The organism is Burkholderia sp. PR2 (assembly GCF_052372875.1).
Classification (GTDB): domain Bacteria; phylum Pseudomonadota; class Gammaproteobacteria; order Burkholderiales; family Burkholderiaceae; genus Burkholderia; species Burkholderia diffusa.
This window is the reverse complement of sequence record NZ_JBQRWH010000001.1, coordinates 1,487,411-1,511,169: the sequence shown is the minus strand read 5'-3', so window position 1 is coordinate 1,511,169 and position 23,759 is coordinate 1,487,411. Positions and strand designations below refer to the sequence as shown.

General features: G+C 68.4%; 22 protein-coding genes and 2 pseudogenes. 10 read left to right on the top strand and 14 right to left on the bottom strand.

The window, feature by feature from the left end:
• Window positions 1-16: 16 nt before the first annotated feature.
• Together ACT2FV_RS06535 and ACT2FV_RS06530 are read right to left on the bottom strand one after the other, a co-directional pair.
• Window positions 17-439 carry an NUDIX hydrolase gene (locus tag ACT2FV_RS06535; RefSeq protein WP_059598748.1) on the bottom strand — a complete coding sequence of 141 codons (423 nt, stop codon included), beginning with the start codon at window positions 437-439 and terminating at the stop codon, window positions 17-19.
• A gap of 98 nt (window positions 440-537) precedes the next feature.
• Window positions 538-1,926 carry a nucleobase:cation symporter-2 family protein gene (locus ACT2FV_RS06530; protein ID WP_059598749.1) on the bottom strand — a complete coding sequence of 463 codons (1,389 nt, stop codon included), beginning with the start codon at window positions 1,924-1,926 and terminating at the stop codon, window positions 538-540.
• 107 nt (window positions 1,927-2,033) lie between these two features.
• Between ACT2FV_RS06530 and ACT2FV_RS06525 the strand changes: the two genes are divergently transcribed.
• Window positions 2,034-2,435, top strand: coding sequence for an SDR family oxidoreductase (locus ACT2FV_RS06525; RefSeq protein ID WP_444503491.1), 402 nt, complete (start codon window positions 2,034-2,036; stop codon window positions 2,433-2,435).
• Between the two features lie 31 nt (window positions 2,436-2,466).
• Here ACT2FV_RS06525 and ACT2FV_RS06520 read toward each other — a convergent pair.
• Window positions 2,467-3,444: pseudogene (locus ACT2FV_RS06520) on the bottom strand (LysR family transcriptional regulator).
• A gap of 133 nt (window positions 3,445-3,577) precedes the next feature.
• Here ACT2FV_RS06520 and ACT2FV_RS06515 point away from each other — a divergent pair.
• The 3 genes from ACT2FV_RS06515 (at window position 3,578) to ACT2FV_RS06505 (ending at window position 6,062) form a co-directional block, all read left to right on the top strand.
• Entirely contained in the window at window positions 3,578-4,294 is a 717-nt protein-coding gene (locus ACT2FV_RS06515; protein ID WP_444503490.1) for an SDR family oxidoreductase, read from the top strand.
• A 278-nt stretch (window positions 4,295-4,572) separates the two neighbouring features.
• Window positions 4,573-4,908 carry a putative quinol monooxygenase gene (locus ACT2FV_RS06510; RefSeq protein WP_444503489.1) on the top strand — a complete coding sequence of 112 codons (336 nt, stop codon included), beginning with the start codon at window positions 4,573-4,575 and terminating at the stop codon, window positions 4,906-4,908.
• Entirely contained in the window at window positions 4,905-6,062 is a 1,158-nt protein-coding gene (locus tag ACT2FV_RS06505) for an iron-containing alcohol dehydrogenase (RefSeq protein WP_444503488.1), read from the top strand. Before ACT2FV_RS06510 ends, ACT2FV_RS06505 begins: the two co-directional genes overlap by 4 nt.
• On the opposite strand, the gene ACT2FV_RS06500 is transcribed toward ACT2FV_RS06505, so the two are convergent.
• The gene (locus ACT2FV_RS06500) at window positions 6,044-6,340 is read right to left on the bottom strand and encodes a hypothetical protein (RefSeq protein WP_444503487.1); all 297 of its coding nucleotides are present in this window, start codon (window positions 6,338-6,340) and stop codon (window positions 6,044-6,046) included. The genes ACT2FV_RS06505 and ACT2FV_RS06500 overlap by 19 nt on opposite strands.
• 137 nt (window positions 6,341-6,477) lie before the next feature.
• Between ACT2FV_RS06500 and ACT2FV_RS06495 the strand changes: the two genes are divergently transcribed.
• Entirely contained in the window at window positions 6,478-7,062 is a 585-nt protein-coding gene (locus tag ACT2FV_RS06495) for a putative glycolipid-binding domain-containing protein (protein ID WP_175814991.1), read from the top strand.
• Window positions 7,063-7,074: 12 nt separating this feature from the next.
• Here the strand turns inward: ACT2FV_RS06495 and ACT2FV_RS06490 are convergent, their stop codons facing one another.
• Both ACT2FV_RS06490 and ACT2FV_RS06485 read right to left on the bottom strand, forming a co-directional pair.
• On the bottom strand, window positions 7,075-8,067 hold the full coding sequence (locus ACT2FV_RS06490; RefSeq protein WP_059598755.1) for a sulfonate ABC transporter substrate-binding protein: 993 nt from the start codon (window positions 8,065-8,067) through the stop codon (window positions 7,075-7,077).
• 211 nt (window positions 8,068-8,278) lie between these two features.
• Window positions 8,279-8,686: a DUF427 domain-containing protein gene (locus ACT2FV_RS06485; protein ID WP_151048738.1), complete on the bottom strand. Its 408-nt coding sequence runs from the start codon at window positions 8,684-8,686 to the stop codon at window positions 8,279-8,281.
• Between the two features lie 357 nt (window positions 8,687-9,043).
• Between ACT2FV_RS06485 and ACT2FV_RS06480 the strand changes: the two genes are divergently transcribed.
• Both ACT2FV_RS06480 and ACT2FV_RS06475 read left to right on the top strand, forming a co-directional pair.
• Complete coding sequence (locus ACT2FV_RS06480) at window positions 9,044-10,705, top strand: ABC transporter substrate-binding protein (RefSeq protein ID WP_444503486.1); 1,662 nt, start codon at window positions 9,044-9,046, stop codon at window positions 10,703-10,705.
• A gap of 469 nt (window positions 10,706-11,174) precedes the next feature.
• Window positions 11,175-11,549, top strand: coding sequence for a phage protein NinX family protein (locus ACT2FV_RS06475; RefSeq protein ID WP_151048736.1), 375 nt, complete (start codon window positions 11,175-11,177; stop codon window positions 11,547-11,549).
• A 16-nt stretch (window positions 11,550-11,565) separates the two neighbouring features.
• Here ACT2FV_RS06475 and ACT2FV_RS06470 read toward each other — a convergent pair whose 3' ends face one another.
• Window positions 11,566-12,555: an ABC transporter substrate-binding protein gene (locus ACT2FV_RS06470; protein WP_174919877.1), complete on the bottom strand. Its 990-nt coding sequence runs from the start codon at window positions 12,553-12,555 to the stop codon at window positions 11,566-11,568.
• A 166-nt stretch (window positions 12,556-12,721) separates the two neighbouring features.
• Between ACT2FV_RS06470 and ACT2FV_RS06465 the strand changes: the two are divergent.
• Window positions 12,722-12,931, top strand: a pseudogene (locus ACT2FV_RS06465) (MFS transporter); the annotation flags it as partial.
• 62 nt (window positions 12,932-12,993) lie between these two features.
• Here ACT2FV_RS06465 and ACT2FV_RS06460 read toward each other — a convergent pair.
• From ACT2FV_RS06460 to ACT2FV_RS06445, 4 genes are all read right to left on the bottom strand, one after another.
• The gene (locus ACT2FV_RS06460; RefSeq protein ID WP_059598771.1) at window positions 12,994-14,172 is read right to left on the bottom strand and encodes a LysR family transcriptional regulator; all 1,179 of its coding nucleotides are present in this window, start codon (window positions 14,170-14,172) and stop codon (window positions 12,994-12,996) included.
• Between the two features lie 24 nt (window positions 14,173-14,196).
• Window positions 14,197-14,925, bottom strand: coding sequence for an aspartate/glutamate racemase family protein (locus tag ACT2FV_RS06455; RefSeq protein WP_124628374.1), 729 nt, complete (start codon window positions 14,923-14,925; stop codon window positions 14,197-14,199).
• A gap of 22 nt (window positions 14,926-14,947) precedes the next feature.
• Window positions 14,948-16,480 (bottom strand): NCS1 family nucleobase:cation symporter-1, encoded by a 1,533-nt coding sequence (locus ACT2FV_RS06450; protein ID WP_444503485.1) that lies wholly within the window; start codon window positions 16,478-16,480, stop codon window positions 14,948-14,950.
• Between the two features lie 320 nt (window positions 16,481-16,800).
• Window positions 16,801-17,049 (bottom strand): hypothetical protein, encoded by a 249-nt coding sequence (locus tag ACT2FV_RS06445; protein ID WP_444503484.1) that lies wholly within the window; start codon window positions 17,047-17,049, stop codon window positions 16,801-16,803.
• A 114-nt stretch (window positions 17,050-17,163) separates the two neighbouring features.
• Between ACT2FV_RS06445 and ACT2FV_RS06440 the strand changes: the two genes are divergently transcribed.
• Window positions 17,164-17,712 (top strand): DUF3005 domain-containing protein, encoded by a 549-nt coding sequence (locus ACT2FV_RS06440; protein ID WP_124628370.1) that lies wholly within the window; start codon window positions 17,164-17,166, stop codon window positions 17,710-17,712.
• Between the two features lie 51 nt (window positions 17,713-17,763).
• Here ACT2FV_RS06440 and ACT2FV_RS06435 read toward each other — a convergent pair whose 3' ends face one another.
• Both ACT2FV_RS06435 and ACT2FV_RS06430 read right to left on the bottom strand, forming a co-directional pair.
• Complete coding sequence (locus tag ACT2FV_RS06435) at window positions 17,764-18,528, bottom strand: DUF4397 domain-containing protein (RefSeq protein ID WP_059598774.1); 765 nt, start codon at window positions 18,526-18,528, stop codon at window positions 17,764-17,766.
• A gap of 410 nt (window positions 18,529-18,938) precedes the next feature.
• Window positions 18,939-20,246, bottom strand: coding sequence for an MFS transporter (locus tag ACT2FV_RS06430; protein ID WP_444503483.1), 1,308 nt, complete (start codon window positions 20,244-20,246; stop codon window positions 18,939-18,941).
• A 548-nt stretch (window positions 20,247-20,794) separates the two neighbouring features.
• Here ACT2FV_RS06430 and ACT2FV_RS06425 point away from each other — a divergent pair.
• Entirely contained in the window at window positions 20,795-21,241 is a 447-nt protein-coding gene (locus ACT2FV_RS06425) for a MarR family winged helix-turn-helix transcriptional regulator (protein WP_059598821.1), read from the top strand.
• A 36-nt stretch (window positions 21,242-21,277) separates the two neighbouring features.
• Here the strand turns inward: ACT2FV_RS06425 and ACT2FV_RS06420 are convergent, their stop codons facing one another.
• Window positions 21,278-23,557: a xanthine dehydrogenase family protein molybdopterin-binding subunit gene (locus ACT2FV_RS06420; RefSeq protein ID WP_151051323.1), complete on the bottom strand. Its 2,280-nt coding sequence runs from the start codon at window positions 23,555-23,557 to the stop codon at window positions 21,278-21,280.
• Window positions 23,558-23,759: the final 202 nt, after the last annotated feature.

The following is a 23,759-nucleotide window of genomic DNA, read 5'->3' as shown; positions in this document are numbered from 1 at the left end:
GGGATGGGGTGTCTACCTACTTGAGGATTTCGTGCCGGTAGACGAGCTCGACGATGCGCTTCGTCGGGATGCTCGCGCGCAGCGCATCGACGTTGTCGATACGAAACCACTTGCACGTCTCGATCTCGTTGCTGGCCTGGGCCGTATGCTCCGGGCCGACTTCCGCGAAGAACACATGGTGCACCTTCGCGAGCCCGGTGAACTGCATCGAATAGACGAGATTCTGGCCGACGATGCCGGTTTCTTCCAGCAGTTCCCGATGTGCAGCCTCGAGCGGCGTTTCGCTGCGCTTGATCGTGCCGCCGGGCAACGCCCAGCGCGACGATACGCGCGCAACGAGCAAGACCTGTTCTTCGCGGTAGCAGACGACGGTTGCGCGTTCCTTGACGGGAACCGCACTGGCTTCCGGCGTATTCGTGGAGACGGGAGCTTGAGGCATGATCCGATTCTAGCGAGAGTCGGCCGCCCGTCCAAGCGGGAGCCGCCGAGCGCGCCGCGGCCCGTCGGTCGGGCCGCGTTGCGATGGAATCCGTAGCGTTACTTCTGTTCCGGCAAGAACCAGTTCATCACGAGCGCGCAGATGCCGCCCGTCGCGACGCCCGATTCCAGCACGTTCTTCAGTGCATGCGGCAGGCTGTTCAGGATATCCGGCACTTGCGACACGCCGAGGCCGAGCGCGAGCGACACCGCGATGACCAGCAGCGCACGGCGATCGAGATGGACGCCGGACAGGATGTTGATGCCCGATGCGGCCACCGCGCCGAACATCACCATCGCCGCACCGCCGAGCACGGGCTCGGGCACGGCCTGCAGCGCGCCCGCGACGACCGGGAACAGGCCGAGCACCACGAGCATGCCCGCGATCCAGATGCCGACGTAGCGGCTCGCCACGCCGGTAATCTGGATCACGCCGTTGTTCTGCGCGAACACGGAGCTCGGGAACGTGTTGAACACGCCGGCCAGCAGCGAGTTCGCGCCGTTTACGAGCACGCCGCCCTTGATCCGTTGCATCCACACCGGTCCCTCGACCGGCTCCTTCGAGATCTTGCTGGTGGCGGTGACGTCGCCGATCGCCTCGAGCGACGTGACGAGGTAGATGATCAGCATCGGCACGAACAGCGACCACGAGAAACCGATGCCGAAGTGCAGCGGCGTCGGGACCTGGAACAGCGCGGCCTGATGCACGCCGGTAAAGTCGAGGCGGCCCAGCACCGCAGCCGCGGCATAGCCGATCACGAGCGCGATCACGAGCGCGGTGCTGCGCACCCACACGATCGGCACGCGGTTCAGCAGGATGATCGTGCCGAGCACGAGGCACGACAGCGTCAGGTTCTGGGCGCTCGCGAACGTGCCGTTGGCCATCGCGCCGTAGCCGCCGCCCATGCTGATCAGGCCGACCTTGATCAGCGTGAGGCCGATCAGCAACACGACGATGCCGGTGACGAGCGGCGTGATCAGGCGCTTCACGAACGGCAGGATGCGCGACACGCCCATCTCGACGAACGAGCCGGCGATCACGACGCCGAAGATCGCGGCCATCACGGTCTCGACCGGCGTGCCCTGCTTGACCATCACGCTGCCGCCGGCGATCAGCGGGCCGACGAAGTTGAAGCTGGTGCCCTGCACGATCAGGAGGCCGGCGCCGAGCGGACCAAAGCGCTTGCACTGCACGAAGGTCGCGATACCGGAAATCACCAGCGACATCGACACGATAAGGGTCGTATCGCGGCTCGATACGCCGAGCGCCTGGCAGATCAGCAGGCCGGGCGTGACGATCGGCACGATGATCGCCAGCAGGTGCTGGAGCGCGGCGACGAAGGCGACCATCGGCGCGGGCCGGTCGTTGGGGCCATAGACGAGGTCGCGCGACGAATCGGCGTCGTCGGTGCCGTGGGAGGCAGATCGGGCGGGGGAGGCGGGTTGCATGGCGAGCGGGCCGGACAGGATGGAAAGTGCGGCATTTTAGCCGAAGGGCCGGCTGGCGCCCCCGGCGCGATGCAATGGTCGGGATTCGGGAAAGCGGTGCCGGATCCGTGTCGTCGAGTGCGCGGCGCCGCCCCGGTTTGTCGGCGCGTGCGGCCCGGCGGGCGCTCCGGCGGACAGCTGGCGGGCAACTGGCGGACCGTCCGTCCGGGCAGGGCACGTCGGTCATCGCGGCCGCCGTGCGCGGCGTCGAGGCGCTGGCACAGTCGCTTGCGCTGGAGCTCAGGCCGATTCGCGTGAACGTCGTCGCGCCCGGTTTCGTCGACACGCCGCTGTACGACGCATTCGGCCCGCAAGCGCGCGACGCGATCCTCGGCGGGGCCGCGTCGTCGTTGCCGGGCGGCCGCGTCGGTCGCGTCGATGAAGTCGGGGAAGCGATCGCGTTCCTGCTGGGCAACCGCTTCATGAACGCCGAGATCCTGCACATCGACGGGGGCGGCCGGCTGGTGTGAGGCGCGGGCGTTGCGTGCGGATCGTGATGCTTCAGTCGGCGGCGCCCGTTTTCGTGCCGCGCGCCCGTGCGCGCGGTGCGCGGGCCGCCGGATACGCGCGTTTGCACACGTCGATGACGACATCGCGCAGATGGCGATGCACCGGGTCGCGCTACATCCGCGGATGCCAGAGCGCGGAGATCAGGATCTCGGGCAGCCGGACCGGTATCGCGAAGGTGCGCAGCCCCAGCGCGTCCACGAGCCCCGGCGTGAATGCGTTGCCGAGGCTCGAGCGCGGCACGAGCGCAATCAGGTCGGTGCCGGCCGCGACGCGCATCGCATCGGGATAGCCGGGCACCACGACCTGAACGATTTGGGCGGGCGCGAGCGTGCCTGCCGGATCGTTCGCCGGCCCGCCGAAGTCGCCGAGCTGCGATGCGATCACGTGACGGCAGGCCGCGTAGCGCGCAGGCGTGATCCTGGCCGCCGCGAACAGCGGATGCCCGGCGCGTGCCACCGCGACGTGTCCGTCGTGAAAGAGCTCGCGCGTGTGCAGTTCGGGCGCGTCGTCGCCGCGCTTGCCGATTTCCAGGTCGACCATGCCGTCGCGCAGCGGCCCCGGATCGCGGTCGAGCCTGGCGACGAAACGCACGCGCACGCCGGGTGCGATTTCGCCGATCGCGGCGACCACCGGGCCGGCGAGCATGTCCATGAACGACGCCGCCGCACGAATGGTGAACGTGGACGACAGCGTGGCCATGTCGAGATCGGCCGTGGCCGGACGAAGCACGGCACGGGCATCGCTCGCGATGGCATGCACGCGATCGCGCAACGCCGATGCGTGCGGCGTCGGCACGAGCCGGCGTCCGGCGCGCACGAGCAGCGGGTCGCCCGTGGCGGTGCGCAGCCGCGTGAGCGTGCGGCTCATCGCGGAGGTGCTCAGTCCGAGCCGGCGCGCGGCGCCGGTCACGCTCCCTTCGGTCAGCAGCAAGTCGAGCGCGGTGACGAGGTTCAGGTCGATGTCTTCCATCCGGACAGCATACGGCATCGCACGCCGTGACAGGGCGTTTAATGCAACTATTGATTGAGTTCGGTGCGTCTGGTGCATGTGAAGGTGCACGCCTATAGTGGCTGGATGACGAACGCCGGCAAAGGTGAAATCCATGCAATCGACCGTATCGAACCCGAGGACACCATCGATCCTGCTCGTCGCAGCCTCGCGCGGCCTCGGGCTCGCGATGGCGGAACAGTTCCTGAACAAGGGCTGGCACGTCACCGGAACCGTGCGCGCGGCATCGGGGCGCACGCAGCTGCACGCGCTCGCCGAACGCTTCGACGGACGGCTCGAGGTCGAGACGCTCGACATCTGCGAGCCGGAACAACTGACCGCGCTGCGCGCGCGCTTGTCGGGCCGGCGCTTCGACATGCTGTTCGTGAACGCCGGCACGACCAACGATCCGAACGAAACGATCGGCGAAGTCACGACCGCCGAATTCGTGCGTGTGATGATCACGAATGCGCTGGCGCCGATGCGCGTGATCGAGGCGCTGCAGGATCTCGTGACCGCGGACGGCCTGATCGGCGCGATGTCGTCGGGGCAGGGAAGTGTCGCGAACAACGTGAGCGGAATGCGCGAGGTCTACCGCGGCAGCAAGGCCGCGCTGAACCAGTTCATGCGCAGTTTCGCGGCGCGCCAGGCCGGCACGCCGCGCGCGATGGTGCTGATGGCGCCGGGCTGGGTCCGCACGGAACTCGGAGGGCCCGATGCGCGATTGACGATCGACGAAAGCGTGCCGAGCCTCGTGAACGTGTTGATCGAGAAGCAACGGCGCGCGGGGCTCGAATACCTCGATTACCAGGGGCGCACCGTGCCGTGGTAGCGGCCGGAGCAGCGGCGCGCGTGACGCGGGCAAAGCCGGCCGGCCAGGGCATCGCGCCGGCATGCGACGAACCTGCCGCGAACCCACCGCGAACCGGTCGCGCGGAGCGCTGCCGCCGCGTGCGTGACGATGCGCTGCGCGCACGGCGCCGATTCAATACAATGCGACGTCTGGGCGTCGGCATCGTGTCGGGCCGCCGACCGCCACCTTCGACGAGCAACCGCGCATTGTGGAATGACGACCCGTCATGACGGGCGCTGGCGAATACGGAGCGCAGCATGAACGAACCTTACCTGCAGGTCATCGCGCATTTCTTCGCGAAACCCGGCAACGGCGACCGCGTGATCGAACTGCTGGCCGAACTCGCGCCGGCCACGCGCACCGAGCCGAAAAACCTCGACTATGCGTACTTCCGGTCGCCGGTCGATCCCGACCACATCGTGATCCTCGAGCGCTACAGCGATGCCGACGGCCTCGACGTCCATCGGGAAACGCCGCATTTCCAGCGGATCGGTGTCGGCGCGAGCATTCCGCTGCTCGATCGCCGCGACGTGACGCGCTACATGGTGCAGCCGGACACCGGCACGGCGACGCCAACGGGAGACGCCCGATGAACCCGTTTCAATTCCGTACCGTTCCGACGCAGATCGTCGAATTCGGCGCCGCGCGCCGGCTCGGCCCGCTGTTGCGCGAACGCTTTCCGGCGCTCGCGCGGCTATGCGTCGTCACGGACGCGTTCCTGCATCGCAGCGGCGTGCTTGCGCCCGCGCTGGAGAGCCTCGCCGCGCACGGCTGGCAGGTGACCGTGATCGACGACGTGATCGCCGATCCGCCCGAGCACGTCGTGCTCGAGGCGACCGCGCGGGCGGTGGCGGCCGATGCGGAAATCGTGCTCGGCCTCGGCGGTGGTTCGTCGATGGACGTCGCGAAGCTGATCGCGGTGCTCGCGCCGGGGCGGCAGGCGCTGGCCGACATGTACGGCGTCGACAAGGTTGCAACATCGCGGCTGCCGCTCGTGCAGATGCCGACGACGGCCGGCACCGGCTCCGAAGTGACGGCCGTGTCGATCGTCACGGTCGGCGAGGCGCGCAAGATGGGCGTCGTGTCGCCGCACTTGTTCGCGGACGTCGCGATCCTCGACGCCGAGTTGACACTCGGGCTGCCGCGCGCGGCAACGGCCGCGACGGGCATCGACGCGATGGTGCATGCGATCGAGGCCTATACGTCGTCGAGGCTCAAGAATCCGGTGTCCGACATGCTGGCCGTGCAGGGATTGACGCTGCTGTCGCGCAACCTGCTGAAGGCCTGTGACGACGGCCGCGATCGGCACGCGCGCGAAGCGATGCTGGTCGGCGCGATGTTCGCCGGCCAGGCATTCGCGAACGCGCCGGTCGCGGCCGTGCATGCGCTGGCCTATCCGGTCGGCGGCATTTTCCACGTGCCGCACGGGCTGTCGAACGCGCTCGTGCTGCCGCATGTGCTGCGCTTCAACGCACCGGCTGCCGCGCCGCTGTATGCGGAGCTCGCGGCGACCGTCGCGCCGTCGGCGAGCGGTAGCGACGAAGCGAGGACGCAGGCGCTGATCGACGAGATCGATCGCCTGATCGTCGCGACGGGCATTCCGCGCACGCTGCGCGAGGTCGGCATCGGCGAGGGCGACCTGCCGAGGATGGCGTCGGACGCGATGCTGCAGACGCGCCTGCTCGTGAACAATCCGCGCGAAGTCACGGAAGGCGATGCGCTGGCGATCTATCGGCAGGCGTGGTGATGCGGCGCGCGTGACTTGCCGCGCGCGAGCGCATTGACGCAGGCCTGTGCCTGCACGACGCCGATGCCACCGCAGGCCCGGATCGTGTCGAACATCGGGCGCCAATGGCTCGTCGTCGTCACCGTCCGGGTCCGCGCGTATTCGAGCTTGTTGTCTTCGCTCTGCAGCGGCAACTGCTCGTTCGCGAGGATGCCCTTGACGCGGATGAACGGGTGCTCCACCAGATCGGCCTTCGTTGCGATCGGGCCGAAGCGGTCGGGACTGGCGGGGGCGGCCACGAGCACGCGGTCGACTGTGCCGAGCGGATGCGCGACGAACCGATACTCGGTATTGGTTCGGCGGCACGCGCCAAAGGCCCATGAGACTACCGATACCGTGAGTGAAAATCCGGTTCATGCAATCGACGGGAGACGACATGACGCAACGGGACGAAGCAGCGCGCACGCGATGCGTCGCGTGGCAGATCACGCAGACCTGGCACGCGGCGGAATGGTGCCGGCTCGTCGAGACGCGCGCGGGCATCGACCTGTCGGGCGCGGTGGCGGGCGCGATCGACGGCACGCCGTTTCGCGTCGACTATACGATCGCGTGCGGCGCCGACTGGCTGACGCGATCGGTGCACGTGACGGTCTGGCTCGGCGCAGCGCCGGCCCGGCGATTCGCAATCGAGCGCGACGCGGGGCGCTGGACGATCGACGGCGTCGACGCGCCGGCCCTTGCGGGCGCGACCGACATCGATCTCGGCTTCAGTCCGTCGACCAATACGCTGCCGATCCGGCGTCTCGGGCTGGCGGTCGGCGCGTCGGCCGTCATCCACACGGCCTGGCTGCGATTTCCCGCGTTCGAGATCGTGCGCGGCGAGCAGCGCTATACGCGCACGGCGGAGCACGTTTACCGCTACGAGAGCGGCACGTATGCAGCCGATATCGCGGTCGACGATGCGGGCCTCGTTACCGATTACGACGAGTGGCGGCGGACCGGCGCGACGTGTTCGCCCTGACGCGACGCAGCGTCAGCGTGCGTTGGCCACGGTCACCTTGCCGGGAATCAGCTTCAGTGCGCTGAACGCGTCGGCGATGTTCTGCTGATACGCGAGCGTCGCATCGGTGACGGGCTGCACGCCATAGCCGGTGCGCTTGAGCGCGACTTCGAGCGTCGGCGCGTCGAGGCCGACGAGCGGCGACAGTTGCGCGGCGACTTCCTGAACGTGGTCGCGTCCCCAGCGATCGACCGCGTCGACTTCGTCGAGCAGCGTGCGCAGCACCTGCGGCTGCGCGACGGCATACTTGCGCGCGGCGAGGTAGTACTGTGTGTTGCGCACGAGCCCGTCGCCGTTCGCGACCACGCGTGCGCCGAGCTGCCGTTCGGCGGCCGCCAGGTACGGATCCCAGATCACCCACGCGTCGACGCTGCGCTGCACGAACGCGGCGCGTGCGTCGGCGGGCGTCAGATAGATCGGCTGGATGTCGGCATACGTGAGGCCCGCATGCTCCAGGGCCTTCACGAGCAGATAGTGGACGTTCGAACCCTTGTTGAACGCGACCTTCTTGCCGCGCAGCTGCGCGACGGTTCGGATCGGCGAATCGGGCAGCACGACGATCGCCTCGCCGTGCGGCGCGGGCGGTTCGTTGCCGAGATAGACGAAATCGACGCCCGCGGCCTGCGCGAAGATCGGCGGCGTCTCGCCGACCGTGCCGACGTCGATCGCGCCGGCGTTCAGCCCCTCGAGCAACTGCGGGCCGGCCGGGAACTCGAGCCATTGGACCGTCACGCCCTGGCTCGCGAGCCGCTTCTCGAGCGTGCCGCGCGCCTTGAGCACGACGAAGTTGCCATATTTCTGAAAACCGATGCGCAGCCGCTTGTCGCTGCCCTGCGCCAGTGCAGGCGTGCCCGCGAGCGGGCCGAGCGCGAGCCCGGCCAGTCCGGCGGCCGCGCCGTGCAGCCACTGGCGGCGTCGCGGATTTGCCGGGGTCGTTTCAAGATCTGCGTACGGTGTGTCGTTCATCGAGGCGTCCTGCTGACGGGTTCACGGAAGCGCACTTGAGGCGCTACCGGCACTGGATGCAGCCGGATGCGTGCGCTGCGCGCGGCCGGCCGGCCCGCGCCGGATGCACGACGATACGGCCGCGCGAATCGGCGGCCAACCAATGAATCCGCATATGCAAATCAGCGGCCGGACGATACGTGAACGACGAGCAGGCAGGGCGTCGCCGCACTCAATCGGTGCCGAGCGGGCTTTCCTCGATCGAGTCGACGCGATCAGGGTAAAACGCGAGGTGCGCGCGAATCGATTCGACGGCCGGGTTCGGATGCTCGTACGTCCACACCGCGTTGGTCGCGCGTTCGCCGCCGACGGGAATCGAGTAATACGCGCAATCGCCCTTGTACGGGCAGTACGTCGCATGGTCGGTGCGTTGCAGCAGCGCCATGTCGGCGTCCTCGCGCGGAACGTACAGCACGACCGGATAGCTGGCTTCGCGCAGCGCCAGCGCGTGGCGCGTATCGGCGACGATCTTGCCGGCCACCTTGACCACGACGCGCGATGGATGCGGTTCGATCGTGATCGGGTGATCGGGGCCCGGAGACTTCACCGGACCAGAGGGCGTATCGGGGCTGATCGACATCGTGGGGCCTCCAGGAAGGGGGCGCGCCGACGGGCACGCCGTGCCGCAACGTGCACGCGGGCGAATCCCCGCGCGCCGGTGCTGGCGTTGACCAGCCGATACGATGCGCCAATTCCGGAGAACCTGCAGGGGGCCGGAAGGCATTGCGCGAATGGCGTCGCTGCATGACGCACAACGGCGGCGCATGGCAGCCGGAATTCGCCGGCATGTCCTCGACGCTCGCGCGGACATCTTCATGCAGCGGCAGCGGGATGCATCCGCCGCGATAAGCAACGCGGAATTAATTGGTAAGCGATCGGCGGGCGGCGCGCGAAGATCGGCGGTCGTCATTCGCATGACAGTCCTTTGATCGCCACCATGAAGATTCCATTCGTCTCGTTCGCCGCGCATCGTGCGCGGCCCGCATCCGTTGCGGTTGGAGCGCTGCGCGGCATGGCCGCGTCGCTGCTGCTCGCCGGCGCGGTCGCGCAAGCGTTCGCGGCGCCGGCCGGCAAGACGCTCGCATTCTGCAGCGAAGGCAGCCCTGCCGGCTTCGACCCCGGCCAGCACACGACCAGCACTGATTTCGACGCGAGCACGTACACCGTCTACAACGGGCTCGTGCAGTTCAAGCGCGGCACGCTCGAGCTCGCGCCGTCGCTCGCGACGAGCTGGGACGTGTCGTCCGACCAGCGCGTCTACACGTTTCACCTGCGGCGCGGCGTGAAGTTCCAGACGACCGCGTGGTTCAAGCCGACGCGGCCGTTCCAGGCGGACGACGTCGTGTTCACGTTCCGCCGCATGCTCGACCCCGATGATCCGTTCCGCAAGGCCTATCCGGTCAGCTTCCCGTACTTCAGCGATCTCGGATTCGACCGCAACATCGAGCGCATCGAGAAAGTCGACGACGATACGGTGCGCTTCGTGCTGAAGTCGCCCGACGTCGTGTTCGTGCGCAATCTCGCGATGGCGTTCGCGTCGATTCTGTCGGCCGAATACGCGTCGCAGTTGACGGCGCACCATCGCGAGGCCGACATCAACCAGTTCCCGGTCGGGACGGGGCCGTTCCAGTTGCGCGCATACCAGAAGGACGCGACGATCCGTTACGACGCGAACCCCGACTACTGGAAGCCGGACGACGTGAAGCTCGCGCATCTCGTGTTCGCGATCACGCCCGATCCGGCCGTGCGGTTGCAGAAGCTCACCGCGGGCGAGTGCCAGGTGTCGGTGTTCCCGCGGCCGGCCGATCTCGAGACGGTGCGGCGTGATCCGAAGCTGACGCTGTTTTCGGGGACGGGCTTCAACGTCGGCTTCGTCGCGTACAACACGCAGCATCCGCCGCTCGATCGTGTCGACGTGCGGCGCGCGCTCGACATCGCGATCGACAAGACGGCGATCATCAAGACCGTATTCAACGGCGACGCGACGATCGCGACGAACCCGATGCCGCCCGCGCAATGGTCGTACAACCCGCGCCTGAAGGACGCGCCGCGCGATCCGGCCGCGGCGAAGGCGCTGCTTGCGCAAGCAGGATTCCCGAACGGTTTCGACCTGACGCTGTGGGCGATGCCGGTGCAGCGCCCGTACAACCCGAACGCGCAGCTGATGGCGCAACTGATCCAGCAGGATTGGGCGAGGATCGGCGTGCGCGCGAAGATCGTCAGCTACGAGTGGGGCGAGTACAACCGCCGCGCGAAACGCGACGGGCAGCACGATGCGATCCTGTACGGCTGGTCGGGCGACAACGGCGACCCCGACAACTGGCTCGGCACGCTGCTCGGCTGCGACGCGGTGCACGGCAGCAACCTCGCGAAGTGGTGCAATGCGGATTTCGAGCGGCTCGTCGGTGCGGCACGCACGAACGCGGACGTCGCGAAACGCACGTCGCTTTACGAGCAGGCCCAGGTCGTGTTCAAGAATCAGGTGCCGTTCACGCCGATCGCGACGTCGATCGTGTCGCTGCCGATCTCGAAGCGCGTGCACGGGGTGACGTTCTCGCCGCTCGGCGGGCACCGGTTCGACGGTGTCTGGCTGGATTGAGGAAGGGAAGCCGGCGCGCGTGCGCCGGCTGTCGGCGCGGAGGTCGGTTCAGTGCGACCGCGGCGTGTGCGGCGGCAGCGGGAAGACCGAGGGGCGTCGAACCGCGGCGTCGCCGATTGGAAATGGCGATCCGCGCGAGCCTCGGGGTGCGGATTCCGCCTGCCGATCCGATCGGCGGCGTGCACGAGAGGATTGCAGCGCCACGATGAAAAAAGCGGTAAATGACGTGCGCGTATTTCATCGCTGAAGCGCTCCGCCCATAAATGCACTCCGACGCCAAATCATTTAAATTCGATTAGTAAATTGCCCGCGCTTTCTACTTCCGCAAAGCTCATTTGCCGTTTCATCGTCGTGGGTGCGTTCCGCGAACTATCTTCTAGGGCGTCCTCGGCTGCGTCAGCGATGACCACTGAGATGGATAATTCAGTGTTTCCCTAGAATGACGTTTTCGAGACCGCTGGAGGGCGCGATGCAGGTTCAGGACCTGGCCGGTGCGTCGCTCGATTTCTGGGTGGCGATGGCGGAAGACCTCGGCGCGCCGCGCGTCGACGCCGCGGGGTGCACGGTCATTCACAAACCGGGTGGCATGCCGGTGCCGTATGCGCCGTCGTCGTCGTGGGCGGACGGCGGCCCGCTGGTCGAGCGCTTGCCGTTCGGCGCGTTCGAGCGCGACGGCGGGCACGGCGCGTGGCGCGCGGTGCTGCATCGGGCCGTGCCGGCGGCGGGCGAGCGCTGCACGTTCAACCAGTCGGGGCCGACGCTGCTGGTCGCCGCGATGCGCACGCTGGTCGCGTCGACGTTCGGCGACGACGTGCCGGATCTCGACATGTCGAAGCCGCGTTGAGCGCGCGTGAAGCCGGTCATGCGGCCGACAGGTTGCGTACCGCGATCGACGCGACGTCGACGCGCTTTGGCAGGATCGCGTCCGCGGTTGCGCGGTCGGCGACACGCTGCAGCACGTCGATATCCGCGCCGGTGACGCCGCGCTGCGCGAGCGCCGCCCGGCGCACGATGTCGGCGGCCGCATCGCGCGGCAGGCGCGTGAGCGACGCATAGACGGCCGCGTAATCGACAGGGTGCGACAAGGCCCACTGGCCGGCGCGCGTCAGCCGCGCAAGCACGTCCGAGAGCGCCGCGCGCTTCGATCGATCGTCGAGCGTGTCGACCGGCGACGTGAGGAACGCGAGCCCCGAATTGATCCCGCTGCCGTCGCGCACGATGCGCGCACCGCGCCGCACCACGTGCCCGTAATACGGATCGAAGGTCGCCCAGATGCCGATCTGCTTCGCCTCGAACGCCGCGAACGCATCGACCGGCAGCACGAAGCGCACGTCGACGTCGCCCGGTGCCAGGCCATGTTCGCGGAGCGCGCCGTACAGCTGGTATTGCGAGATGCTGCCGCGCGCCGACGACACGACGACGGTGCGCCCCTTCAGGTCGGCGACGGTGCGCACCGGCGAATCGGGCTGCACGACGATGCCGAGCGACGCCGGTGAGCCGACGCGCGTCGCGACGATCCGCAACGCCGGATCGCCGAGCGCTGCCGTCAGGACGGGCAGGTCGCCGGCCGGCGCGAGATCGATCGCGCCCGCGCGCTGCGCTTCGAACAACGGTGCCGCGCCCTGGAAATTCGCCCAGCGAAACCGGTACGGCACGCCGTCGAGCACGCGTGAGGCGTCGGCCAGCGCGCGCAGGCCGCCGGCCTGATCGCCGAGCACCAGGGTGACGTTCGACAGGTCGGGGTCGGCCGCACGCACGGGCAGTGCGGCGCCGCCGAGCAGCGGTGCGGCGGCCAGGGCGGCCACGCGCAGCAGGGCGCGGCGGCGGGCCGGGGCGGGGGAAGAAGTCATCGACGGCGGGTCCTCGGTGATCCGCGCGCACGCCGCGCGGCTGCCGGGCAGGTTACGGAATCGGTTTCGCGTCGGCAAACATCGAATCGCGAAATGCTTATTCGTTTATTCGCGTGAGTGCGGTGCATGGCGGCGGGGAGAGGCCGAGGCCGCGGCCGCGGCCGCTACGGTGCCGTTCATGTCGAGCCTGCTGGCCGGCGATCTCGCGCAGGCGCTTGCGCACGTGCCGCCGTCGGCCGCGCGCACGCTCGCGAATGCGGCACCCGTGGCCTTTGCGCGCGGATTCGCCGCCGCGCTGACGGCGAGCGGCGTGCTCGCGCTCGCTGCCGCCGCCATTGCATGCAAGTTGCTTGCGCAACCGATGCGCGACGCGTGACGGATGCTGCGATACGCGCCCCCCCGTTGCACGCGACGCCGCCGAGCCATCGAGCGTGCGATTCAGCGCGGCTTCGTCGCGAGGCGATGGATGCGCGCCGCGCGCGCGACGCGCGATTGCCGCGATGAACCGCAATGCGTCGCCTGCCGGCGGCGTGTGCGCCGCGTCGCTTCGGGCGGGGCATCGGCAATCGGCGCGTTCGTTCGCGTGTCCGCATCCGCGTCCACGTTCGCGGCGACCGCCGCAACGGACGGCTGTGCGGCCTCCGCGTCGAGCCAGCTGCGCGTCGCTTCGGCGATCAGTGCGCGCAGCCAGCGCACGCCGTCGGCGCATGATCCCGCTTCGTTCCACGTCATCCGGTACACGATGTCGGGCGGCTCGGCCGGCAGCGCAACCGCGCCGAGCGGCAGCAGCTTCGCGTAGTGGCGCGCGAGCCGGTACGTGGTGGTCAGGATCAGGTCGGAGCGCACCAGCGCATGCGCGGCGAGTTCGAAGTGCGGCAGCGTGACGACGATCCGCCGCTGCAGGCCGACGCGTTCGAGCTGCCGGTCGATCGCGCCGGATGCTTCGAGCCACGACGGCGTCGGGCACAGCTGCGGCGCCTGCGCGAATTCGGCGGCCGTCATCGCGCCGCGCCGCGCGAGCGGATGCGTCGCGCGCATCAGGCACACGACGCGATCGTCGAACAGGTCGTCCTGCCGGAACCGCGACGAGCGGGCGGGGCGGTTGTCGATCACGACGTCGAGCTCGCCATCGGCGAGTGCCCGTTCGTCGTCGAAGCCGTCGCCGAGCGGATGGAACACGAGCTGCGCGTTCGGTGCGCGTTCGCGGAACAGCGCGACGAGCTTCGGCACGAACAGCACGTTCAGGTAGTCGGGGCAGCCGATCCGGTAGGTGCGCACCGACGTGCGCGCGTCGAAGGTCGGCTGCTGGATGCGGATGAAGTCGATCACGCGCAGCGCGTTGCGCAGCGGCTCGATCAGCCGCGCGCCGAACTCGGTCGGCACCATCCCGTAGCGGCTGCGCACCAGCAGCGGATCGCCGAGCAGCGTGCGCAGGCGCTTGAGCGCGGCGCTCGTCGCCGGCTGCGACATGTTCAGCCGCACGGCTGCGCGCGACACGGTGCGCTCGGTGAGCAGCACGAGCAGGATGCGCATCAGCCGCGCGTCCAGCACGTCGAGCGCGCCCGTTGCGTCGGACGCGTCGAGGGCAAGGCCGTTCGGCTCCGGTGCGTCCCGCATGTCGCTACGCGTTTGCGCGGCCCGTCATCTGGCGAAGGTGCCCGGCCAGCCGACGATCCGCTTCGGACGCGGCGGCGCATACGTGCGCACCTTCGACGTCTTCAGCTTCAGTCGCACCAGCGACTCGGCGAGGGCGACCGCGGCCGACACGCCGTCGACGACGGGCACGCCCGTGCATTCCTCGATCTGCCGGTCGAGGCCGGCCATCCCGCCGCAGCCGAGGCAGATCACTTCCGCGTGATCGTCCTTCACCGCGCGCGCGGCCTGGTCGACGATCGACTCGATCGCGCGGGCCGGGTTCTCCTCGAGTTCGAGCACCGCGAGACCGCTCGCGCGCACCGATGCGCAACGCGCATCGAGTCCGGCGAGCTTCAGGCGATCCTCGATCAGCGGCACCGTGCGGTCGAGCGTCGTGACGACCGAATAGCGGTGGCCGAGCAGCATCGCGACGCTCGCGGCCGCTTCGGTGATGTCGACGACGGGCACCGTCAGCAGTTCCTGCAGCCCTTCGCGGCCGTGTTCGCCGTAGCCGGCCTGGATCACCGCGTCGTATGGCTCGTCGTAGCTCAACACGCGGTCCATCACGGCGATCGCCGCGAGGTAGCTCTCGAAGTTGCCCTCGACCGACTCCGCGCCGAAGCGCGGCGTCAGCCCGACGATCTCCGTGCCGGGCGATGCGGCGGCGCGCGCTTGCGCGGCGATGGCGTCGGTGATCGATTCGGTCGTGTTGACGTTGACTACCAGGATTCTCATCGGTGCACTCCGTATGCTGCGTTCAGTGTCGGGCGCAGGCGACCGCGATGTGTTCGCCCGAGCGCTCCTCGTATTGCCGTTTGCGATCGGCCGTCAGCCAGTACACGCTGCCCGCGATGGCCGCGCCGAGCAGCCAGGAGAACGGCGTCATCGCGCTGAAGGCCGGCACGACGGCGAGCGTGATCGAGATCAGCGCGGACGGCACGAGGGCCGCAAGCGCCTTGCGGTTCACGCCGCGCGTATGGAAATAGGCGCCGGTCGGCGCTTCGGTATAGAGATCCGGCACGTTCACGCGCTGCTTGCGCACGAGCCAGTAGTCGACCGTGATGATGCCGTACAGCGGGCCGAGCAGCGCGCCGAGGCCGGACAGGAAATAGACGATCACGACCGGGCTGTTGTACAGGTTCCACGGCAGGATCAGCACCGCGACCGTCGCGCTGATCAGGCCCGCGCGGCGGAACGTCAGGCGGTGGGGCGCGAGGCTCGTCAGCACGAAGGCCGGTGCGACGAAGTTCGCCATGATGTTTACCGCGACCGTCACGATCAGGAAGGCGAGGCAGCCGAGCACGAGGAACAGCTTGTTCGGCACCGTCGCGATGATTTCCGTCGGGCTGTGGATGATCTGGCCGTTCAGCTTGAACTGCGCGCCCGCGAGCACGAAGCTGATCGCCGCGAACACCAGGATGTTCACCGGCAGGCCCCAGAAGTTGCCGACCCGCACCGTCTTCGCACTCGGCGACGAGCGCGCGAAATCGCAGAAGTTGAGCACCAGCGTGCCGTAGATCGCGAGCCACAGCGAGCCGCCCGCGAACACCTCGATCCACATCTTCAGGCCGGTCATCGGCTTGCCGATCGACATTGCAAGATGGCCGCCGGTGCGGCTGAACATCCATGCGGCGAGCGACAGCGTCGTGACGAGAATGACCGGGCCGGCGAGCCCCTCGTACTTGCGGACCATCTCCATCCCGTAAGCGAGGATGCCGATCTGCACCAGCCAGATCGCGACGAACGTGATCCAGCCGAGCGTGGACAGCCCGAGGATCGCATCCTGGTCGAAGGCGGCGAGGCCTGGCCAGATCGCGGTGAGCAGCACGCGCAGCACGACCGATGCGAGATAGGTCTGGATTCCGAACCATGCGATCGCGATCACCGCGCGGATCATCGCGGGCAAGAGCGCGCCGTAGATGCCGAAGCTCATCCGGCTGATCACCGGGAACGGCACGCCGGTCTTCTGGCCCATGTAGCCGGTGAGGTTCATGAAGCAATACACGAGCACGGCGCCGATCGCGAGCGACGCGAGCATCTGCCAGCCCGACAGGCCGAGCGCGAACAGTCCGATCGCGAACGAGTAGTTCGCGATGTTGTGCACGTCGTTGGTCCACAGCGCGAAGATGCTGTAGCGGCCCCAGGTGCGGCCCTCGGCCTTGGTGGGCGCAAGGTCGGCATTGTGTAGTCGCGGGCTCAGCGCGGGACCGCGCGTGGCCGTATCGGTTCGATGCAATGCGTCGCCCGCGCCGGGCACGATGCCCGCGCGGTGGGTGGCTTCCAGTTGCACGCCTTGTCTCCTTCCATGTGCGGGGCGCGAACCGGCAGCGTGTGCACGCAGCGCGGGCCCGGCCGCCGTGGACGTTATGTCTCGGATTTGTTCGCGAGTATGGGCGGCGGGCACGGCGATGGGAAATTAAATATTCGGGTAGGCGTCATTTGAAAAATGAATGGGGCTGGATCGTCGGCGAGGCATGCGAATTGCGTATTGGCGGGTTCCATCCACATCGACATCAGCGGAGGTGTCATGCAGCGATATTCCATTCGTCACGTATCGCGGGCCGTCTTCGCCGGCATCCTGATCGCCGGTCTGGCAGCGGGTGCGGGTTGTCAGAAAAAGAGCGACACGGGCACCGGCGCGAGTTCGGACACGAGCGCCACCGGCGGCATGGCGCCGGCGCCGTCCACCGCACCGTCGGGCATGCCGGGCAGCGGCGCGGCCGGCGGCGAGGCGAGCATGCCGGGCGCGGCATCCGCGCCAACGGGCGCAAGCGGCGGCTGATCGGCGGGTGCGCGCGGCGTGCGCGGGCAGGTTGCCCGTGCCGCCGTGACGGCATTGCGGCTCGGTACGTGCGTCACAGGACGCGCGGACAGTGCGCCGCGCGTGAAAGATTTGCAAGGACCGTTGTAGCGATTCCCGGCGCGGCGCCGGTTGCGTCATGCCGGCGCACGCCGTCGGGAGCAGGAGGTGCGATGCAGAACGCGGAATCGAATCCAACCCCGGAACAGCAGCGAGAACAGATCGAGAAGAGCCCGGTGAAGACGCCGGCGGCCGGCGACATGCCGGATGCGGCGACCCAGGCTGCCGAGGTCGCGAAGCGGCCGCTGACGCCGGAGGCGGTCGCGGCGAAAATGCCGACCGGCCTGCCGCCGATCGACGTCGACGCACATGCGGTCGACAGCGGCGACCCCGTGCGTCGCGCGGCCGGCCGGATCGTCACGCTCGACAACGCCAACATGGCGATGACGGACAACACGGTCGACGTCGACGGCAAGGGCCTGGAGGCGCGCGCAGGCGCGACCGAGTGGCACGACAACGTGATCTATTCGAACGCGTCGCTCGACGACGCGGTCGACACGCCCGACGAAGGGCTCGGCGGGATCGAGAGCCGGCCGGGCGGTAACGTGCCGCAGATCGCGACGCGGCCGGGCTGGCGCGTCCGGTATGTCGGCGACGTCGATGTCGAGCATGGCGACAGCACGCGGGCCGAGCACGTGATCCGCCTCGAGCGGACCGACTGACGTATCGACGGGTGCCGGGCGGACCGCCGGCCGGCGGTCCGCCGATGGCCATTACTGCGGGCCGAGTTCCTGCGCGGACGTGTCCGCATCGTTGCCTTGCGCAACGAGCACGTGGACGTCGTTCGGTGTCACGTCGCCGATGCCACCCGACGGAATCGTCACCAGCAGCCAGTCGGCGTTGTTGTTGATGCTCACGGGCGCGGTCTTCAGGATCGGCGTCTTGCTGCCGGCCGTCGTGACGATCACCTGGTAGCTGCCACCGTTCAGGTAGATCGAATCCTGTCCGGAGGCCGGCACGGCGTTCTGATACGCGGCGCCCGCCAGCGTCGGGCTTTGCGCGTTGATGTCGGTGCCGGGAGGCACGACGTACACGTCGACGTTCTGCGCGTTCGGCGACGCGTTGAAGCTGCGCACGCGCGCCTTGTCGGACAGGAGCTTCTTGTCGAACGGATCATCGATCACCGAAATCGCCGACGACGTGCTGGGCAACGCGATCGTGGTGTAGTGATGGCCGTTCGCCGCGCCGAAGGATTGCGACGCGACCGTCGCGGTCGTGCCCGAGATGTCGTAGCTTGCGGTCGTCGTTCCCGAGTCGATGTCGTGATAGCGGGTCACGCCCTTGTACGCGACACCCGACGCGTCGACCTTCGCATTCAGGTAGTAATCGAGATTCGGGCCAGCCGGCACCGCGTTGATGAAGCGCGCCTGCGGTTTCGAGATGCCGAGTTCGGTGCCGACGTCGTTGCCGTCTCCGCCGCATGCCGCGAGCACGGAAATGACCGAGCACAGGGCCACTATCGTTCGAATGGATTTCATTGTCGTCCTCTCGTTCAGGGAGCCTGATTGCGATGCGGTATCGCCGCGCGAGGCATCGCGCGGTACGCAGCGCCGGATTGAAGGAAGGAATTGCCGTCCGCCGGGGTGGCGGGCGCACGGATGTCGCAAGCGACGTGCCCGCGCGACGGAATCGGCGCGGGCGCCCGTATGGCGAAGGTGCGGCACGCAGTGCCGTTGCGTGCCGTGCCGGATCGTGCGAGTCCGGGTTGCATGCTTGTAAAAAGGCGATGCAACCAGCGAGAGAGTGACGCGCGCCGCAAGGGCGTTTCAAACGTCGTCCGTTGTGCGCTGCGGGTGACGATTTTTGCGCATATCGTTGCGTGCGCATCGATATGAGGAGAATCGTGCAGTCGCGCGACGACCTGGCGGCGCCGCGCGCGTGATGTGCATCAGCGATTCACGAGCTTCGCCGGATACGCGAGCGCGAGTGCGCAACCGACCAGCATGCATGCGGCGAAGGCATACAGTCCCGCGCTTTGCGAGTGGAACGTGTCGCGCAGCCAGCCGATGAAGTAAGTGCTGCCGAAGCCGCCGAGGTTCGCGATCGAGCATGCGAACGCGATCCCGCCGGCTGCGGCCGAGCCCTTCAGGAACGTGGACGGCAACGCCCAGACGACCGGCATCGCGGCGGCCGCGCCCGCGTTGATCAACGAGAACAGCAGCACGGTCGCGAGCGTGCCGTGCGACGACGCGGCGGCAAGTGCGAGCGCGACGGCCGACACCAGGAACGGCACGACGATATGCCAGCGGCGCTCACGCGCACGGTCGGAGCTCGCGCCGCAATATAGCGTCGCGAGAACGGCCGCGGCATTGGGGATCACCATCAGCCAGCCGATGTGATACGCGTCCTTCACACCGGTGTCGCGCAGGATCGTCGGCAGCCAGAAGCTCACCGCATACAGCCCGAGCAGCACGCACAGGTCGATGAGGCCGAGCGCCCACACCTTCGGGTCGGTGAACGCGCGGCCGAGCGCATGGCTCTTGTTGCCGGACGGGTCGGCGTCGAGGTTCGCGCGCAGCGCGCGCTTTTCGTCGGCGTTCAGCCAGTGCGCGGTTTCGATGCCGTTGGGCAGCCAGCGCAGTACCGCGAAGCCGAGCAGCACCGACGGCAATGCCTCGAGCAGGAACAGCCACTGCCAGCCGCCGAGCCCGTGCGCGCCGTCGAACGCGCGCATGATCCAGCCGGAAATCGGGCTGCCGATCATGCTCGACAGCGGCAGGCCGACCATGAACAGCGCGACGATCCGCGCGCGGCGCGCATCGGGATACCACTGCGTCAGGTACAACAGCACGCCGGGCAGGAAGCCGGCTTCGGCGGCACCGAGCAGGAAGCGCACGACGTAGAACTGCATCGGCGTCTGCACGAACATCGTCGCGCCCGACAGCAGGCCCCACGTGATCATGATCCGCGCGATCCACATCTTCGCGCCGACGCGCTGCAGCACCAGGTTGCTCGGGACTTCGAACAGGATGTAGCCGCCGAAGAACAGGCCGGCGCCGAGCCCGTACACGGTGTCGCTGAACTTCAGCGCGTCGAGCATCTGCAGCTTCGCGAGCCCGATGTTGATGCGGTCGAGATAGGCCGCGAAATAGCACAGGCAGAACAGCGTGATCAGGCGCAGCGTGACCTTGCGGTAGAGCGCGCCGTGCAGCGTGTCGTCGGCGGAGACGGCGGCGCTCGGGTGTGCGGTAGACATGGGATTGCCCCTGTTCGAATGTGACGGATGAAGTGGGTGGCCGTTCGACGCGAGCGAAGATTCACCGCGCGCTGGAGTCTGTATAGCACGCCAATTACATAGCGTACACACTAGAAAATACGGAATCGCACAGGCATGAAAACGGATGGATGAAGATCGCTCGATGGGCCGGATAAACCTCATGTTTTTCGGGGAATTATTCGGAAAAATTCACGTATCTCCGTGAGCGTCATGAACGGGTCCGGATGCACGAAATTCGTGCGTGTGCACTCAAAAGTGAAGTGTATGCACGCAAGTGCTCCGGCGCTGCGCATACGTGCGCCCGGCTTCGTGCATCCGGCGACCCGCCGAACGGCGCGAATGGCTGGCACCGCGGTGCGATGTTCGTGAGCGGGCCTGCACGGTCGGGCAATCGTCAGGTGAAAGACGGAAAGGGCGCGACGAACCTGACGTACCGCAACGAAGCGGCGGGCGCGCGAACGATCGTGCCGATTCGAGGGTGTACACTGCTTGCCTTTCTCATTCATGCCGCGCGGGCCTTCATCTTCATGGCGTCTTCCAAGGATTCCTACGACTTTCACGACCAGGTCGGGCACCTGCTGCGCCGCGCCTACCAGCGGCACGTTGCGATCTTCCAGGAAGCGATCCCCGATTCGGACCTGACGGCCGCACAGTTCGTCGCGCTGTGCGCGGTCAAGGAAAAGCAGGCGTGTTCGCTGAACGACATCGTCAAGGCGACCGCGATCGACCAGGCGACGATCCGCGGCGTCGTCGATCGGTTGAAGACGCGCGCGCTGATCGAGGTGCTGCCCGACCCGAACGACGGCCGCAAGCTGATCGTGCGCGCGACCGCGGCAGGCCTCGCGCTGATCGACCGCACGGTGCCGTTCGCGCGGCAGGTGACCGAGCGCACGTACGGGCCGCTCAATCCGGGCGAGCGCGTCGCATTGCAGTACCTGCTGCGCAAGATGATGGAGGCCGACGGCGACGCGTGACGCGCGGCGCGGCGGGGCCCTCGACGCATACCACCCTTACACGGCGCGTGCTGGGACAGGTGCTTTCATACCGGGAAGCCGGCCGGCCTCGCGAAGCGCGGCGCGCACCGTCTCGGGCGTGAACGGCGGCGCGTAGAAGCGCACGCCGGTCGCGTCGAACAGCGCGTTCGCGACGGCGGCGGGCCCCGGCACCGACGCCGATTCGCCCGCGCCGAGCGGCGGCTCGCCTTGCCGCGGCATCAGCACCACGTCGACCTCCGGCACTTCGTCGAACGTCAGAATCGGATAGCTTGCCCATTCCCGCGACGCGACCTTGCCTTCGGCAAACCGCACACGCTCCTTCAGCGTGCGGCTCAATACCTGGATCACGTTGCCGTGAATCTGGTGGCGCACGCCGTCCGGGTTGATCATCGTGCCGGTGTCCTGGCCGACCGTCACGCGTTCGATGCGGATTTCGCCGGACACGCGATCGACGCTCAGGTCGACGATCCATGCGGACCATGCCGCGCCGAAACCGGGGAAGCGACTGTGCACGTAGCGCGCATACGCGACACCGCGTCCGCGCACGACGCGCGATCCGTCGTGTTCATGGTTGCGGCCCGCGCGCGGCGTCCAGCCCGCGCGATCGGCCACGGCCTGCAGCAGTTCGCTCGCGCGCGTGTCCTTGAGATGCCGAAGCCGGAACGCGAGCGGATCGATGTCCATCAGCGCCGCGCATTCGTCGACGAACGCGTCGTGCGCGAACGAGTTCGGCAACGCCGACACGCCACGCAGCCACGATGCGCGCACGAGCGGCGCGAGATCCTCGCAGACTATGCGACGGTTCGGGCTTTCATACGGCGACACGGCCGTGCGGTCGCCCATCTCGAATACGCGCGGCTCGGGCGCGATCGCGCCGGTCAGGAGCGTCGCGAGGAGCGGCGCGTCGTTCGACGGATAGCGCGTCGTGAAGTCGTAGCCCAGCAGGCGGCCGTCGCGCGTCACGGTGCCCGTCACCCGCATCAATTGCCCGGCGCCCTTCGGTTCCCACAGATGTTCGTCCGCGCGTGACAGTTGCACGCGCACCGGACGGCCGACCGCGCGCGACAGCAGCAACGCGTCGCCGCATACGTCGTCCGCGCCGTTGCGGCCGTAGCAGCCGGCTGCTTCCATTCGCACGATGTCGAAATCGGCCTCGTCGCGCGCCACGAGCGTCGCGAGGTCGTAGCGCAGCGATACGGGGTTCTGCGTGCCGGACCATACGGTGATCCGGCCGTCGCCCGGCGCGCGATAGTCGGCGAGCGCGCACGACGGGCCGATCGAGCCGTGCATCTGGAACGGCCATGCATAGGTGCGCGACACCGTGATCGTGTCGGGTTGCGTGCGTGCCGCGTCGACGTCGCCTTCGTCGAGCAGCACGCGGCGTTGCGCGGGTGCGGCGGCGATCGCGGCCGCGGGCGTATCGAGCGGCGGCAGCGCGGGATGCGGCCGCCACGTGACGCGCAGCTGGCGCGCCGCGCGGATCGCGTGTTCCTCGCGCTCGGCGACGACGCCGACGAAATCACCGATCGCGACGACCGCGACGAGCCCCGGCACGTCGGCGACCGACGCGCGATCGACGTCGACCAGCGACGTGCCGACGAACGCGCCGCTGTCGTGGCCCGCATACGGCGGCCGCACGACGCGGCCATGCAGCATGCCCGGCACGCGCATGTCATGCACGAACGTGAGCTGGCCCGTTGCTTTCGCGGGCAGGTCGACGCGCGGCGACGATCGGCCGACGATCCGGTAGTGGGCGGGGTCCTTCGTGCGGGCGCTCGGATCGAGCGTCAGCGTGACGCGGTGCCCCGCGACGAGCGCGGCGAACGTCGCGGCGTGCCCGTGTGCCGGCGCGGAGATCGTTCCGTCGTCGATGCTCAACTGCGCGAGGTCGACACCGAAACGCTCGGCGGCCAGCGCCAGCAATGCGTGCCGTGCCTGAGCGGCCGCGCAACGCAGCGGCGTTGCGGAAATCTGGATTGTCGCGCTCGCGATGGTCGGACCCTGGTTCGGTGTCGCGGCCGTATCTCCGAGCACCATCGTCACGCGCGCGGGCGGCACGTCGAGTTCCTCGGCAACGATCTGCGCGAGCGACGTGCGAATGCCGGTGCCGAGATCGACGTGGCCGTTGAACGCGAGGATGCGTCCGTCGTCGAGAATCGCGACGAACACCTCGGGCAGCGCCGGCACGTACGACGACAGGCTGCCCGGTTGGCCGGGCGCCGGCTTGACGGGCGGCGTGGGTGGCCGGATCACGGTCAGGCAGCCGTCGCGCGCAAGCAGTTCGGAGCGGTTCACGATCGAGGTGTCCTGTCGGGGAGGGGCGGTCGGCGGGCGCGCGGGCTTCGGTGCGCGGACGCGGCGTGCCGCGCGCGGGGTGACGGCCTGGGCTTGCGCGACGGCGCACGCGGTCAATCTAGGTCGCCAAAACCTCAGCGTCAATCACGGGCGGGTGAGGGTGCGGGCGACGGCCGGGCCGCCGCCCGCGCGGCGCGGCGGC